Here is a 15,419-nt window from a genome sequence, read left to right on the forward strand (position 1 = left end):
ATGCAGGAAGATAAAAGGCTGCCCGCAGGGGCGGAGAATGAAACGGCAGACGACAGCACGCTTCGTGAAGCCATCGGTAAAAAGACAGAAGTATCGCCGGTGCGCGGTCGGGTGATCCGTATTGCCGCCCTCGCCACAGTGGTCATGGCACTCAGCGCCGGTATCAGTGCGCTGGTTGCCCGGACCCTGCAGCCGGCATACGTGGTGTTCGACATGAAGGGGACCCTCGACACCTTCCGCCAGCAGACGGCGCAGACGCCGCTCACGATAGAGGCCATCGCGACGCTGACGGCGCGCTTCGGGACGGCGCTGAATGCCAGCCTGACCGGCTGGCAGGCGGCGCACGGTGGCGTCATCCTGGTAAAAGGCGCGGTTGTCTCCGGCGTACCGGACATCACGCCGGAAATACAGGCGGACATTGCGCGGCAGATGCAGGGGACACCATGAGGCCCCGGCTGGCAGTGCTGCTGCTTGTCCTGACGTTCCCGCTGTTCACCGGCGCAAAAGACCTCGGCACCCTCGGCCATCTGTTCCCGATTGCCGAGCCTGACCTGCTGACCTTTATCGGTCAGCGGCTGCAGGGGATGAAGGAGAGCGGGGAGCTGGACAGGATACAGCGTGAGGCCGAAGCGCGGGTAAAGGCCCATGCGGTGCGGCCTGAGCCGGTGGCGGGGCTGACGCCGGCGGTGAAAGACCGGTCATTCCGTTATGACCCGACCTTTACCGTGCAGGAAACCATCCGGGACATGAAGGGCAACGTCATTGCCCGGGCCGGTGACCGGGTGAACCCGCTGGATAAGGTGCCGTACAGCGAAACGCTGTACTTCATCGACGGTGACAATCCGGCACAGATGCGCTGGGTAAAACAGCAGCTGACCGGGCAGCAGAATTTCAAGGTCATCCTGGTGAAGGGCAATATCCGTGACAGCAGCCTGGCGCTGGACGAGCCGGTGTACTTCGACCAGTACGGCACATTAACAACGAAATTTGGCTTTGAGCACACGCCGGTGCGCGTCACGCGCGATGACCGGTGGCTCAGGGTGGAGGAGGTGGCACTGAAATGAGTCACAACGCACGGGGGCAGACGGCCCCGCAGAAAGTAAAACGCCATAACGCCCAGGTACGCCTGGATGATGATGACAAATCCGGGCTTCGCCGGATGACCGCCGAATTTCCGCTGTATTCGGAGTCGGTGATTCTGCGTGCGGCGCTGCAGACCCTGCTGGCCTGCAACGGAGAAGTCCGGTCAGCCATCGTGCTGGCCTCGCTGACCGATAAAGATGTGGGTGAGGTGATGCGCCGCCACGGCATGCAGCCTGCCCCTGAAGGTAAGGTGACACATGCAGACTGACCTGATCCCGCGCTGAATTCCACAGCCTTCAAAAAATGTCTTCTTCCTGCCGTGCGCAGGCTGTTCGTTCCTCGCGCCGCTGCGGTACGCCTCAGCCTGCACCCCGCAGGCAGGCCTGATTAACGTCTGATCCTCCGGCAGTTCCGCTGCCACCACTACGGAAAATCATTTATGACACATCCTGCTGAATTATCGGCTCAGCCGGTCGTGCGCGATCGGTGGGGCTGCTGGACACACCCCGGTTTTTTTACGCCTGCAGACAACCGCGAATATCCGTTGCCGGGTGAGTTTGAAGCCTGGCTGACGGCGCACCACCTGATCTCAGCCACGGTCTGGATGGACAACGAGGTGCCGGAGGCGATGTCCGTCCGCTTCGGGAAAACGGGAGACTGCAGCGACTGGCTGCCTTCGTGCCCGACGGGTGAAGGCTGGTTTACCGGCAGCATCCACGACACGGAGGATGGTGCGGTCTGTATCTGGCTGCGCCGACGGGATGAGGGCGGGACAGCATGAAGCGGTTCTTTCTTGTGGCCTGCCTGCTGCTCTCTGCCATGCTGGCAAACCCGGTCATGGCCGCGGCCAGTAACGCCGGAGACGGTCGCTGGGTGAATCCCATCAGCGACGTCTGCTGGAAGTGCCTGTTCCCGATGACGCTGGGCAGCATCCAGCTGGCTTCCGGTGCGCATCCGGACACGCCAAACCCGGGGTCCCCCATTCAGCTCTGCCCGGTGGGCATCCTTTACCGGCTGGGGCTGGCCATCGGGTTCTGGGAACCGATGGCGATGACTGACGTGACCCGTGAACCCGGGGTGATGGTCAATATGGGCGGCTTTAAAATCGACCTCGGCCGGACCGGTACCGGGCGGGGCGGGCAGAGCGATGCCCCCACACCCGGCAGCTTTTATCATGTGCACTGGTACAAGTATCCGCTTATCTGGTGGCTGAACATCATCACCAGCGTCGGCTGCATGCAGACCGGGGACATGGATATCGCTTATCTCTCCGAAGTGGACCCGCTCTGGAACGACAGCACGCTGTCCATGATCATTAACCCGGAGGTGGCGCTGTTCAGTAACCTTCTGGCGCAGGGGGCCTGCGCGGCAGACGCCCTGGCGTCCGCCACGGGCATGCCGCTGGACCCGCTGTTCTGGTGTGCCGGTGCCCAGGGCTCGATGTACCCGTTCACGGGCTATACCAGCAATGAGTTTTCCCCGCTGGAGGCCTCGCTGCTGGTCAGCGAACGCATGGCCTTCAAGCTGCACCGTGAGGGACTGGTGATGGAAACGGTGGGGGCGGATACCGCCGTCTGTTATGAGTATCCCTCCCCGATCATGCCGAAATCACGCTGGCGCTATCAGATGGTGAACATGTACCCGGAACCCTCGGACTGTCACCCGTTCGGCACCACGACCCAGCTGTGGGGCAGTACACACAATTCCCCGACGTCGAAAAAGAACTTCGGTTACCTCATGTGGCGCAAACGCAACTGCGTTTTCCTCTAAGGACCTGTTATGAAAACCTTTCTGATAACGATGCTGATGCTCAGCGCTGCGCTGCTGTGTGTAAAGGCGGGCGCCGCACAGCAGCCCACCGTGTCCGGCAATGACATGGCCTACATGAAACAGCAGCAGCGCGATCTGGAACTGTTCAAAAGCCAGCTGCAGGGCATGAACATCACCCTGCCGGCGGCACAGCAGGGGCGGGTGGCGCAGATGCAGAACGAAATTGCGGCCTCTGAGGCGGACCAGAACAGCAGCAGCCGGACCACGCCGGCGGCCGTCTATTTTGTGAGCCTGGGTATCCCGGAAGAAGGGCTGCTGCCGATGCTCGCCGACGCCCGGCGCTTCGGTATTCCGGCCACGCTGCGCGGACTGCTGAACAACGACTTCCGCCAGACCGCTGAAAAGATGTTTGAGCTCTCTAAAAAGGATAAGCAGGCGGGCGTCCAGATTGACCCGACGCTGTATCAGCAGTACGGCATTAAGGCGGTCCCGGCGCTGGTTGTCACCTGTGGCGGAAAATTTGATGTGCTGTACGGCAGCCTGCCGGTGAAGCAGGCGCTGGAAGAGGTCAGACAGCGCGGTGACTGTGCCGGTACGGCCGCTCAGTTGCTGAAAAACGGGGAGGCCGCCCGATGAAAAGACTGCTTCTTTTTCTGCTGCTGGCTGTGGGGCATTGCGCCGTTGCGGACGGCGTCAGTGATGCGTACAACGCCGGCGCAGCCGCCGCGGCAAGCAGTAAAAGCCAGGGGACATCGGCGGCGTCCGGGACCGACCCGTCCTCGGTCATTCCCGGCTACACGGCCAGCCCTTCGCAGAGCAGTTATTACGGCGGTGTGCAGGGCGGAGACGGCGACATCAGCTCAAAGGGCCAGTCAGCGCTCGGGCAGGATGATGCCGGTCAGAGCATCATCAGCTCCGGCACGACCAATCCGGCGACAACGATTGACCCGACGGCGGATTTTATTCAGAACGGCAAAAATGCCGAGGCAAACAGCGCCAGTATCACGGACGGAACGAATACGCAGTGCACCACCAAAGTCGTGTCGAAATCGGTGTTTGAGAACTACAGCTGCGACAGGGATGTGAATCAGGTACAGACCTGCGCCCGCACGGGCACGGTAACGGGGCACTACGAAGACACCACGACCACGGAGACGATAACCATTGACTCGGATTCGCTGGGCTTCAACTCAGACACGCTGACGGTAAACTGGGGGCCGGTGCCGGAAGGCACGGTGACCTCGGCCGTGTTTACCTATACGTTCAGGAAAGGTCTGGCCTACAGCAACCCCGTCTGGTTTCTCAACGTGACCACGCTCGGCCAGAAGCTGACAATGTACGACGATTCCGGATCATATACCCTGGCGTCCGGGGTGAGTCTCAGTGCCGGCGATACCCTTTCGTTCACCCTGGGCAATCAGGCCAACGCAAATAACCCCGGTTCAATCTGGACGGCGGGTCAGGCCAACAAGATGTATCACTTTGTGCTGACCCTCACGATACAGAAAACGGATCGTAAATATGTCACGGACGTGACCTGGTCTGAGTCCTGCGGCTTTGATAAATCCACGGCAATCGCCACTGACGGAACCACCTGCGTCGATCCGGGAGGGACGCGTACTGTGACGGTGGACGGGCAGACCTACAGTCAGAGCGCGGACTGCTGGCAGTATTCGGATGCGTATATCGTCCCGGTGAACTCCACCGGCAACTGCGCCACGCTGATGGCAGACCGGAACTGCACGGTGTCCGGGCGCAGCTGTACCGCATCGGAAGGGGGTATCTGCCTGCATGAGGCGGACACGTATCAGTGCCAGACCACGTACAGCTCGCAGGGGCTGCTGTGTGCAGGGCAGTATTTCTGCCAGAGCGGCGACTGCAGTGAGACTGACGGGGCGGGCGACAGCGGGTTTGATACTGCAGTGGCCAAACTCGCCGGGCTGGCCTCGGCCGGTGAGGACGTCAGGGATGACCAGGTCAACATAAAGGCCTTTACCGGGCAGGCGCTGTACTGCCGCAAGGCGATGGCGGGCTTCTCCAACTGCTGTGTGGACACCGGCTGGGGCAACAGCGCCGGGCTGGCGAACTGTAACAGCGACGAGATGGCCATCGGTAAAGCCAAAGCGAAAAAGGTGACGGTACTGGTCGGCGAAGCCTGTAACCGGGAGGTGCTCGGCGTCTGCGTGCAGAAAAAGCAGGCGTACTGCGTTTTTCAGGGCAAGCTCGCGCGCATCATTCAGGAACAGGGGCGTCGCGACCAGCTGCACATCAGCTTCGGCAGCGGCGATTCACCCGACTGCCGCGGCATCACGGTACCGGAGCTGCAGAGCATCAACTTCGACCTGATTAACTTCCAGGACTTCTACAGCGACCTGATGGCCAACCAGAAAATCCCGGACTCGGCGACGATGGTGCAGCAGGCAAAAGACCGCATTGCCGCGCAGGTGGCGGCGCAGACGGGAGGGAAATAATGAAAAATCTGTTACCTGCCCTGCTGCTTCTGGTCTGTGTGACCGGTGCACAGGCGGATGAAACGTCACCACCTGCCGATACGGTGGTAACGCCGGCCGACCCGTTTACCGGCTGGCACTGGTACAACGAGCCGAAGAAAAAACCGGACACCCCGGCTCCGGAACCGCCGGCACCGCGTGTGCCGGACTTCAGTCAGCTTTCACCAGAGAAGCAGGCGGAGGTGCTTAAGGGCTATACAAAACAGGCGCTGGATCGCGCCATTCTGTATCCCTCGGCGGAAAACACGGCGACTTTCCTGCGCTGGCAGAAGTTCTGGACCGACCGCGCCTCGATGTTCAGTCAGTCGTTCGCGGTGGCGCAGCTGGATCACCCGGACCTCGACTACAACCTGGAGCACCCGCACTACAACAGCACGGCCCCGCTCCAGCAGGCGCGCGATCAGGAGGAGCAGACGCAGGCCATCAGCAGGCTGGCCGGGCAGTACGGTCTGTTCTACTTCTACCGCGGCAGTGACCCGATTGATGCGCAGATGGCGGGCGTGGTGGCGGATTTTGCGCGTCTGCGCCATATCTCCCTCATCCCGGTCAGCGTGGACGGTACCGTGTCGCCGCAGGTGCCGGACAGCCGTCAGGACAGCGGGCAGAGCGCGCGCATGGGGATCAGCCACTTCCCTGCGCTGTTCCTGGTGGACCCTGCCACAAAGAATTACCGCCCGCTCGCCTACGGCTTTATGACGCAGGACGACCTGGCAAAACGTTTTCTCAACGTGGCTACCGGCTTTAAACCCAACTTCTGAGGACTGAGTGATGCTGATACATTCACCCGTCTGGCACGGGCGGCTGCGCGCCGTCCGCAGCCTGACGAACCTGCTGATGCAGACGCTGGTTATCCACCCTGCGCTGCTGTTCTTTCTGCTGTTTGTGCTGGACGCGCATAACACCGGCAGCGCCGGACAGATGCTGCTGAACGAAGCCGAGAGGCTGGTGCGGGACGCGCCGGCAGGGCAGGTATGGGGCTGTGCACCGCAGGCCACGCGCGAGGCGGATTTTCCTCCCGCCTCTCTCCAGACGCTTCGTGACGGCGCACCTGTTCCTGCTGATTTGAAGACAGCTCCGCCGCCATTCACATGCGTGAAAGCACCGGAAAGTCGCGAGGTCTGGATACACGAGACAAACGACACGCTGCTGATGTTCTATAAGACTGGGGTGCTGTTTTCGATCCTCGCCAGTCTGGTGATGTGGGGCATCCGCCGCCGGGAAAAAGGAGAAACCGTATGAACCGATTGCCCCTGATTTCCACGCTGTTTATGACCGGCATCATTTTTAACTGTCTGCGCCAGCTGATGAACTATTCGCTGACGCTGACCCATCAGGTTCTGGTCACCGGCACCGTGGCCGGTTTTGTTCTGGCCGCAGCGGTGCTGGCGGTCGATATCATGGCATACCGGCGTATGCGCCGCAGCCGGGAGGCTCACCATGAGGCGTAGTGCATTCCTTACGGCCCTGATGCTGCTCAGCCCGCTGGCTGCGCAGGCGACGGTGGCTGATGAGATAGCGGTCCTGGACCAGGCGAAAGCGCAGCGCGGTGCGCCGCTGCCGGATTTTGGCCTCCCGGGTTCACAACCGGCGCGGCGGATTCAGCCAAAGCCCCCACACATGATGACGCTCACGGGCGGTCGCGCGGTGAACCTGAATGATTACGCCATCGTGGTGTTCATGCAGCGCAGCTGCACCCACAGCGCGAAATTCGATCCCCTGCTGCGGGACTGGGCCGACCGGATGGGGATAAAAGTGTATCCCTACACGCTGGATGGCTACGGTGACGCCTCTTTCCCGGTGGCACTTATCCCGCGTAAGGCTGCTGCAAATGAGCCGATAGCCGGTGAGATCCTCACCTTCTTCGGCAACGGACTGCCGATTGCGACGCCGACGACCTTTATGGTCAACGTCAACACCAACGTGGCGTATCCGCTTTATCAGGGTGAAACGGACATGAACACGCTCAGTCAGCGCCTTGCGCTGATGATTGAGGCCGACATTGACCACCTCGCCCCGGATACGCTCGGCCCGGTGCCTTCCAGCGCGGAAGTGACCCCACAGTAACCCGACGGCGATGGCCGTCGTCTGACGGAAAAATCATGTACGAGACTCCCTTAACCTTCTCGCGGCTGGAGACGGCGCTGCTGCTCGTCTGTGTGTCGCTGCTGGCTGCGGCGGGGCTGTATGCCTGGCTGGTCTGTGAGCTGATGAACCGCAACATCATGGCGGCGGCAGGCGGTCCTGACGGACTGCTCATGAACGGTCTGCAGGTCTTCCCGCTGCTGTTTCTTTTTGCCCTTGCCGGCGGCTTCGGCTGCGGCGCGCTGGTCAGCCTCACGCTGCGCCGGCACGGATTCATGACTGACCGCGGCCCTTACCGCCCCGGCAACACGTCCCCCCACTGAGACTAACTGAAATGGAAAAAAACATGCATACCCTTTTTAAGGCCCTTACGCCGGAAAAAATGCTGCAGCTGAACGTGGAAGAACATGCCAGGGTGTTGACTGAGCTCTGGCGCACGCGCGGTGGACACGTTTATGTGCAGGGCGCGACCGGAACCGGCAAATCGACTGTTGCCCGTATTCTGGCCACGCAGCTTAAAGCGGACTGGTTCGGCTACGAGCTGCTGTCGCCGGAAGAGTTTAAAGCGGAACTGGATGACATCCTCGCGCGGCTGGCCGCCAGCAGGAAAAAGATCCTCATCCTCGATGGCTTTTTTCCGCAGTATGCAGGCAGCGCGTTCAGGGCACTGCTGAGCGAACTCAGCGATAAAGGCGTGAGCCTGTTTATCTTTTCGCAGGAATCACTCTCCTCAAAAGGTAACGCTCTGCCTCATGGAGGGGAACTTCCCACCGACGCCTTTGAGACGATTGCTGAATTTCGTTACGGCCCCGGGTCCCGCTACCCCGTTACCTTCCACCAGGTGAAATAACAGCTGCCTGCGCGTTCATTTAATCCCTCCGATGGAATGAACCATGAACCTATCCCGTTACGGAGCTTTATCACATGAAACTCAGGCAGTTCCTTCTTTCCGTCGCGACGGCCCTGGTCATAAGCGTACCGGCTCTGGCCGACGTGCAGGGCGACCTGAACGGCTATTTCGGCAGCCTCGGCTTTGACGGCAACGTCTCAAAAGCGCAGGCGTGGCAGGGGCAGGCGGCCGGTTACGTTACCGGCGGCTCCATTTATCTGCGTAACCCGGTCAAGCAGGTACAGCTTATTTCAATGCAGGTGCCGTCACTCAATGCCGGCTGCGGCGGCATTGACGCCTATCTGGGGGCTTTTTCCTTCATTAACGGTGCTGAACTGCAGCGGTTCGTGAAGCAGATCATGAGTAATGCCGCCGGCTATGCCTTTGACCTGGCACTGCAGACAATGGTCCCGGAGCTAAAACAGGCCAAAGACTTCCTGCAGAAGCTGGCCTCGGATGTCAACTCCATGAACATGAGTTCGTGTCAGGCCGCACAGGGGATCATCGGTGGCCTGTGGCCGGTGTCCCAGGCGTCGAACCTGAAAATCTGTCAGGACATTGCCGGGGAGAGCAACATTTTTGCGGACTGGGCGGCATCGCGTCAGGGATGCACGGTGGGCGGTCAGGGTGACAGTGTCACCAGTAAAGCCTCTGACGCTGAAAAAGACCAGGTGCTGAAGAACAAAAACCTCATCTGGGATGCGCTGGGGCGTAACCATCTGTTTGACGGCAACCGGCAGCTGAAGGAGCTGGTCATGAGCGTAGTGGGCTCCATTATCTTCAACAAGGACGGGCAGGTCACCATCCTCTCACCGCTGGTTGATAACCGGGACATCATCACCGTGCTGATGCGCGGGGGAACCGCGAAAATCTACGGCTGCGACGAGGCCGACCTCTGCCTGGGTCCGGTGGTCACGGACGTGACCGTCAGCAGTGACGTCGCGCTGGTCACGCAGGTGCGTAACCTGATGATTTCCATCGACAGCAAGCTCAGCGCAGACACCGGCCTGTCGGATAAGGAAAAGGGCTTTATCAACACCACCTCGGTGCCGGTGCTGAAGTATCTGACCAACTCCCGCAGCATGGGGATGAGCCCGACCTACCTGATACAGGTGGCGGACTTTATCGCGCAGGACATGATGATCCAGTACCTGCAGGAGCTGGTGAAGCAGGCCAGCCAGTCGCTGGCGGGTAAGAACTTCCCGGAACAGGCGGCGGGTGAACTGCGCAACAACGTGATGGCGGCGACTTCGCTGCTGGCGCAGATGAAGCTGCAGTCCACCGCAGACCAGAACGCACTGGACGGCATCGACCGCAACATGCAGTACCTTCAGCAGCAGGTCTCAACCATCATCTCAACGTCTTATCAGGGCAACTACCAGTGGGGGCGCGGCAATGACTGAAGTCTGGACCATTTACGGCGGGGACATGTGGCGGCAGGTGTTTAACGGCGTGGTCACCATCATCGGCTCGGATACGTTCAGCACGCTGAAGCGCATCGTCGGTCTGTTCGGCGTGCTGGGTGTGATGTTCAGTTTTATCAAATCACGCAATCCGATGGTGTTTCTGCACTGGGTGGCCATCTTTTTCGTCATCACGTCCGTGCTGCTGGTGCCGAAGCGCAGCGTGCAGATTATTGACATCACGGACCCGGCCGCGGTGTACGAGGTGGATAACGTGCCGGCGGGGCTGGCTGCGATTGCCGGACTGGCGACGGGGGCCGGTTTTGGGGTGGCGCAGCTGTATGACTATGCGCTGGCCCGACCGGACTCACTGACCTACACGAAGTCGGGGATGCTGTTTGGCTCGCAGATTGTGGCGCAGTCGTCTGACTTCCGCACGCAGAACCCGCAGCTGTCGCAGATGCTCACCGACTACGTGGAAAACTGCGTGATGGGCGATATTCTGCTGAATAACAAATACACCGTGGCGCAGCTGCTGAACAGCAAGGACCCGCTGACGCTCATCACCAGTAATCCGAGTCCGCTGCGCGGTCTGTACCAGGATACCGGCGGCGGCCGCCAGTTCATCACCTGCCAGCAGGCGGCGGGGCTCATTCAGAACCTGATCGGGGCGGACATCAGCATCGGGGGGACCACCTGGCAGGCACTTTCGACGCGACTGTTCGGCAGCCGGATTGACGCAAGCTCATTGCTCAGCAGCGCGATGGCTGACAGCTATGACTTTTTTTACGCCGGGGGGCAGAGTGCGTCGCAGATTATGCGTAATAACGTCACGTATGCCGCCGTCCGAGACGGCTGGAAAGGGTTTGCGGCGCGGTCGTCCGACACGGCCAACCTGCTCAACCTGGCCACGGAGTCCAGCCTGACCAAACAGCGCATCAGCTGGGGGGCAGGCGGCGTGATAGCGGCCCGTACCCTGCCGATGTTTCAGTCGCTGATGATGCTGGTGCTGATTGGCCTGTTTCCACTGGTGATTGCGCTTTCGCTGGTCAACCACAGCATTTTCGGGCTGAACACGCTGAAGCTCTACGCCGGGGGCTTTCTCTACTTCCAGATGTGGCCGGTAATGTTTGCCATCCTCAACTCGCTGGCCAACTTCTACCTGCAGTCGAAGACCGGCAGCACGGCGCTGGTGCTGGCAAATCAGGATCAGGTGGCTCTGCAGCATTCGGATGCGGCAAACATCGCAGGCTATCTCAGCATGTCGATACCGGTACTGGCGTTTTTCCTGACGAAAGGCGCGGCATCGGTGGCGTCGCAGGCCGTGGGTGGCATCATGAGTTCGGCAGCGTTTGCGACCGGCGGACAGGCATCCACCACGGCCGACGGCAACTGGTCGTTTAACAACATGTCGATGGATAACGTCAACGCCAACAAGTTTGACACCAACATGAGTCGCCGGTCCGGGCAGCAGGCGTTTCAGACCGGCAACGGCTCGATGCACACGCAGACGGCCGACGGGCACAGCGTCTATGACACCAGCGGGGCGATATCGAATCTGCCGGTGAACATGCGGCTCAGCGCGCTGGCCAGCAGCGGTTTCTCCGAACAGGCGCGTCAGGCGCAGCAGGAGGCGCAGAGTTCGCTGGACGGGTATAATCACAGCGTGACCAGCGGCTTCCAGCAGATGAACCAGCTGACGCACCAGAGCGGGAACAGCGACAGCGTGACGCAGGGCAGTGACAGCACCGTATCAACGAACATCAGCCGCGGCGCGAGCAAAATGCAGTCGGCGGTGGAGAGCTACGCGAAGTCGCATAATGTCTCTGAACAGCAGGCGTATAACCAGCTGATGGATATCACTAACCAGGGGGGAACGGGTGCCAGAGGATATGTCAAATTTGACTCCGGTGACCAGCTGGCCGGTAAACTCGGTAAGTGGGCCACCGGACTCAGCGCAGGTGGTGAGGGCAGCGTTGACTGGCGTCATACTTCCGGCAGCTCACACGGTACGCAGGACAGCCACGCCGAGGGGCGCGACAACCGCCACGACCAGAACAGCCAGGAGGCGCGCGATTTCCGGGAGGGGGTGGATATGGTCACCTCTGCCCGCCTGAGCGAATCAGGCAGCCATACCGACAATCAGTCGGCCTCGCAGGCGCAGCAGTTTGCGGCGACGCTCAACGATGCGAAGAGTCAGTACCACCAGTACACGGAGAGCAGCACACGGAGTCAGGAGTTCAGCCGCATGGCCACGCTGTCGCAGACGCAGAGCGCCAGCCTGGACGCCAACTACAACCAGGAGTTTGTGGACTGGACCACGGCGAAGTACGGCAGCGATGCGCAGAACATCCTGACCAACGTCAGGAGCGCACAGGGCGCGGCCACCGAGTTTATGCACGAGCGGCTTGAGCCGGAAATCATGCGGAACTACGGTGCGCGGACTGACCAGGTGAACGGACAGCCGCTGCAGCCTACCCGCTCACTGGATGCACCTTATATGCCTGTGAACGGTGATGCACGGGTTCAGGCGGGTTCACCGGTGTCAGGACCCGCCGTACCAGCAGGGGAACATACCGGCAGCATCGGCAACGCACGTGAGCAATATCCGACCGGTCCGACGGCGGGAAGTACAGAACCTGTGTCGGGCAGCTTGCGGCAGAACGGTCGTGAAGTTACAGCTGGCGAATCGCAGGGGGCTGTCAGCGGAAACGGACGGGCAACGGCGACAAACGTTCAGCACCGTGAACGCAACCTCAGCGTGCCGGCAGGTGCACCGTCACAGGCAATGACGGATGACTTCCTCAGCAGTTCCCGTCGCGTGAGCGGGCAGGCCGCAGGCTCGGGTATTCAGAGTAACGTGGCTGATAAGGTGGCAGCACAAAGATCTGGCCTGATGGAAACTGTCAGGGAAAATGACGGGAAAATCGCTGAAAATAAAACCACTGTTCAGGCATCCAGTAATATACTCAGGGATGAGCATCAGGATGCGGTCCGGAGTCAACAGATAGGCCGTACAGAAGAAGATTTAAGGCAGACTAAACCAATTGGGGATGGTGCCGAGATTAAAGAGTTTAAGAAAAAACTGGAAAATCTCCGCGCAGCACATAATAAAGCTTCTTAAATCTAAAGTTTTTATGAGGAGGGATTATGGGAAATCTTTCTGTTTCTGAAATTAATGCCGATATATCCTTGATTACTGGAAGTTTTAGCTCGGACTACAGGGTGATTCCTTCAGCCTCAAAGGTATTTAGGGTAAGTATCCTATTCCCCATGCTTGCGGTCCTGTTAAGTTTTGCCAGTATTTCAATGGTATATGTATCTTTCTATAGCGATATTAATTCCATATATGGGTATTGGGACTACTTTTTAAGTGAAGGATGGGTTGTCACTGTTCCTACTGCAATTATAGGGCTTATTTTTGCATTTATGACCTATAGCAACATTATTATGTACATGGTCATACCTGAAGATGTTCGTGAAAAATCATTGATATTTAGTCACTTGAGAAAGGTTGTTAAGCGCACTTTTACTTTTTTTGTAGGATTAATGATTCTTTCAGTGATTTTATCAGGTTTCATTTCATGGTTTGCTTTCGGTATTCCGGCACTAGAGTTTGCTTTGTTTCTGGTTCTTAACATTACTGTAGGAATGGAAATCAATCGTCTCGGAGCTGGTCTGGCTCTGGAAAAAATCAGCAACCTGATTAAAAAGATTTAAGTTCTCACGGCGTCTGCCGATATTCCCTTCCGGCACTCTGACGGAAGGGTTCTCTCCGTAAATACCATTAAATCAGCGTGCCCCGGGGCGCGTGCGGCCCGCTTTTTCCGTTCAACAAGGATACGTCCATGAAAAACCGCAATCTGCTTGTGGCGGCCATTGCTGCTGCCTCCCTGTTACTGTCCGGCTGTGGTGCCATGAGCACCGCCATCAAAAAGCGCAATCTCGAAGTCAAAACGCAGATGAGCCAGACCGTCTGGCTGGAACCGTCTGATCAGAAGACCGTATATCTGCAGGTGCGCAATACCTCTGATAAAGACATGAGCGACCTGCCGACCCTGCTGGCGCAGGATCTTCGCGCCAAAGGCTACACCGTGACGTCATCGCCGGATGCAGCCTACTACTGGATTCAGGCAAACGTGCTGAAGGCCGAGAAAATGGACCTGCGGCAGGCGCAGGGGTTCCTTTCCAGCGGGTATGAGGGGGCAGCTATGGGGGCTGCCCTGGGCAGCGGGATCACTGCGTATAACAGCTCATCCGGCGGTGCCATCCTCGGCGTCGGACTGGCGGCCGGTCTGGCAGGCATGGCGGCAGATGCAATGGTGGAAGACGTGAACTTCACGATGGTGACCGATCTGCAGATTTCCGAACGCAGTAAATCAAAAGTGACCACCGATAACGTGGCGGCCCTGCGACAGGGAACCTCCGGTGTTAAAGTGCAGATCAGCAGCGAGGAAGGTAATCGTATGAAATACCAGACCCGCGTCGTCTCCAATGCCAACAAGGTCAACCTGAAATTTGAGGAAGCGAAGCCGGTGCTGGAAGCCCAGCTGGCGAAGTCGGTTGCCGGGATTATGTAAGTCCCGCGGAGCGGCACCCCGGTGCCGCTTCTCTGATTATATGTGGTACTGTTTCGGGACTTTAAGCCATGACAGGATCCCCGGATGCACCGAAAAACTGAACTGCTCGACAGCCTGCTGCCTGAATGGTCCACAACTGTGGCGCTGAGTATCCCGTTCACGCTGATTTTCCTCTTTTCCACACAGGACTTTCTTCCTGAAATGTTGCTGGACGTGGTACAGAATACGATGGAGCAGGGGCCCTCTCACGCAGGCATCCCGTTTGCGGAGGTGCTGGTGCCGGTATTTTTTCTGTATGTACTGCTGGCGTGTGCGGTCGGGCTGACTGTCGGTACGGTAATCAACCGTTTTGCGCGGTATCTGTGGCGTCTTGCAGAGCGCAGAGAAACAGGTTATTAATTATCAGCCGGGTCCACCACACCGGACGCGGATGTCCCCGGTGAGCATTTACCCGTTCTCACTGAACACGACGGCATCCGCACTCCCCCGTCCGCACATGCATTCTGCGGACACAAAGGTGGTACCTGCACAGCAGGTGCCGCCTCCTCCCTGACAAAGGGTTCCCGTAATTATTTATTCGTCGCTGTCCGTCAGGACGGTGCGTTCGTGTTTATTTCCATTCCCGTGATGTTTCGCCTCCTCGCACAGGTGCCGCCGGCACCTGTACTGTGGCGGGAGCTACGGTGTTATTAACGTCAGTCTGTTCCTCAATACCTCATCCATTAAGGAGTTTTTATGCTGCAGAATCACGGTGCGGGCCGCACCCTTATTGCCTGGTTTACCCTGTTTTTCGCGTGGAGTGCTTCTGTCCTCTGGTTTCAGGGGGTAGCGCTGATGAAATTTATGATGAGCAACAGCAGCCTGTTCGCGTATGACCTTGCGCTGCGCAGTACCGGTACCCTGTTACCGGACGGTATCCCGCTGATGCTGCTGGCCCTCCTGGTGCTGGCCGCCGGCGCGGTGCTGTCAACGGGGTCACTGGTGGCAGTTTCACTCTTCCGGACCTCCCGACGTCAGGCTTCACATTTTTCCCGCGTGTCATAACGCACCCGCGCCAGTTTTTCATCCCTGACGGGCCCGGCTGCGGCCCGCCTCTCACGTT

The 15,419-nt window shown here is 59.0% G+C and carries 19 protein-coding genes; all 19 read left to right on the forward strand.

The window, feature by feature from the left end; translation table 11 throughout:
• The 19 genes from trbI (at nt 1) to PAT9B_RS25820 (ending at nt 15,361) form a co-directional block, all read left to right on the forward strand.
• Nucleotides 1-447, forward strand: coding sequence for a type-F conjugative transfer system protein TrbI (gene trbI / locus PAT9B_RS25730; protein WP_013512208.1), 447 nt, complete (start codon nt 1-3; stop codon nt 445-447).
• A complete protein-coding gene (gene traW / locus PAT9B_RS25735) occupies nt 444-1,064 on the forward strand; it encodes a type-F conjugative transfer system protein TraW (RefSeq protein ID WP_013512209.1) in 621 nt (206 codons plus the stop codon). The genes trbI and traW overlap by 4 nt, the downstream gene beginning before the upstream one ends.
• Nucleotides 1,061-1,351, forward strand: a complete 291-nt coding sequence (locus PAT9B_RS25740; RefSeq protein ID WP_013512210.1) for a hypothetical protein — start codon at nt 1,061-1,063, stop codon at nt 1,349-1,351. The genes traW and PAT9B_RS25740 overlap by 4 nt, the downstream gene beginning before the upstream one ends.
• A 171-nt stretch (nt 1,352-1,522) precedes the next feature.
• The gene (locus PAT9B_RS25745; RefSeq protein ID WP_013512211.1) at nt 1,523-1,864 is read left to right on the forward strand and encodes a hypothetical protein; all 342 of its coding nucleotides are present in this window, start codon (nt 1,523-1,525) and stop codon (nt 1,862-1,864) included.
• A complete protein-coding gene (traU, locus tag PAT9B_RS25750) occupies nt 1,861-2,853 on the forward strand; it encodes a conjugal transfer pilus assembly protein TraU (RefSeq protein ID WP_013512212.1) in 993 nt (330 codons plus the stop codon). Before PAT9B_RS25745 ends, traU begins: the two co-directional genes overlap by 4 nt.
• Nucleotides 2,854-2,862: 9 nt before the next feature.
• Nucleotides 2,863-3,489 (forward strand): type-F conjugative transfer system pilin assembly protein TrbC, encoded by a 627-nt coding sequence (gene trbC, locus PAT9B_RS25755; protein ID WP_013512213.1) that lies wholly within the window; start codon nt 2,863-2,865, stop codon nt 3,487-3,489.
• Nucleotides 3,486-5,324 carry a type-F conjugative transfer system mating-pair stabilization protein TraN gene (gene traN / locus PAT9B_RS25760; RefSeq protein WP_013512214.1) on the forward strand — a complete coding sequence of 613 codons (1,839 nt, stop codon included), beginning with the start codon at nt 3,486-3,488 and terminating at the stop codon, nt 5,322-5,324. The genes trbC and traN overlap by 4 nt, the downstream gene beginning before the upstream one ends.
• Nucleotides 5,324-6,121, forward strand: a complete 798-nt coding sequence (gene traF / locus PAT9B_RS25765) for a type-F conjugative transfer system pilin assembly protein TraF (RefSeq protein ID WP_013512215.1) — start codon at nt 5,324-5,326, stop codon at nt 6,119-6,121. Before traN ends, traF begins: the two co-directional genes overlap by 1 nt.
• Before the next feature lie 10 nt (nt 6,122-6,131).
• On the forward strand, nt 6,132-6,602 hold the full coding sequence (locus PAT9B_RS25770) for a hypothetical protein (protein WP_013512216.1): 471 nt from the start codon (nt 6,132-6,134) through the stop codon (nt 6,600-6,602).
• On the forward strand, nt 6,599-6,811 hold the full coding sequence (locus PAT9B_RS25775) for a hypothetical protein (protein ID WP_013512217.1): 213 nt from the start codon (nt 6,599-6,601) through the stop codon (nt 6,809-6,811). The genes PAT9B_RS25770 and PAT9B_RS25775 overlap by 4 nt, the downstream gene beginning before the upstream one ends.
• A complete protein-coding gene (trbB, locus tag PAT9B_RS25780) occupies nt 6,801-7,427 on the forward strand; it encodes an F-type conjugal transfer protein TrbB (protein ID WP_013512218.1) in 627 nt (208 codons plus the stop codon). The genes PAT9B_RS25775 and trbB overlap by 11 nt, the downstream gene beginning before the upstream one ends.
• 35 nt (nt 7,428-7,462) lie before the next feature.
• Nucleotides 7,463-7,768: a hypothetical protein gene (locus PAT9B_RS25785; protein WP_013512219.1), complete on the forward strand. Its 306-nt coding sequence runs from the start codon at nt 7,463-7,465 to the stop codon at nt 7,766-7,768.
• A 23-nt stretch (nt 7,769-7,791) separates the two neighbouring features.
• Complete coding sequence (locus tag PAT9B_RS25790; protein ID WP_041526184.1) at nt 7,792-8,295, forward strand: ATP-binding protein; 504 nt, start codon at nt 7,792-7,794, stop codon at nt 8,293-8,295.
• A gap of 74 nt (nt 8,296-8,369) precedes the next feature.
• On the forward strand, nt 8,370-9,737 hold the full coding sequence (traH, locus tag PAT9B_RS25795; RefSeq protein WP_013512221.1) for a conjugal transfer pilus assembly protein TraH: 1,368 nt from the start codon (nt 8,370-8,372) through the stop codon (nt 9,735-9,737).
• Entirely contained in the window at nt 9,730-12,861 is a 3,132-nt protein-coding gene (traG, locus tag PAT9B_RS25800; RefSeq protein ID WP_013512222.1) for a conjugal transfer mating-pair stabilization protein TraG, read from the forward strand. Before traH ends, traG begins: the two co-directional genes overlap by 8 nt.
• A gap of 26 nt (nt 12,862-12,887) precedes the next feature.
• Nucleotides 12,888-13,457, forward strand: a complete 570-nt coding sequence (locus tag PAT9B_RS25805; protein WP_013512223.1) for a hypothetical protein — start codon at nt 12,888-12,890, stop codon at nt 13,455-13,457.
• 128 nt (nt 13,458-13,585) lie between these two features.
• On the forward strand, nt 13,586-14,317 hold the full coding sequence (gene traT, locus PAT9B_RS25810) for a complement resistance protein TraT (protein WP_013512224.1): 732 nt from the start codon (nt 13,586-13,588) through the stop codon (nt 14,315-14,317).
• Between the two features lie 84 nt (nt 14,318-14,401).
• Nucleotides 14,402-14,716: a hypothetical protein gene (locus PAT9B_RS25815; protein WP_013512225.1), complete on the forward strand. Its 315-nt coding sequence runs from the start codon at nt 14,402-14,404 to the stop codon at nt 14,714-14,716.
• Nucleotides 14,717-15,052: 336 nt separating this feature from the next.
• A complete protein-coding gene (locus PAT9B_RS25820; RefSeq protein WP_013512226.1) occupies nt 15,053-15,361 on the forward strand; it encodes a hypothetical protein in 309 nt (102 codons plus the stop codon).
• Nucleotides 15,362-15,419: the final 58 nt, after the last annotated feature.

It is taken from the genome of Pantoea sp. At-9b (genome assembly GCF_000175935.2).
Lineage (GTDB): Bacteria > Pseudomonadota > Gammaproteobacteria > Enterobacterales > Enterobacteriaceae > Pantoea.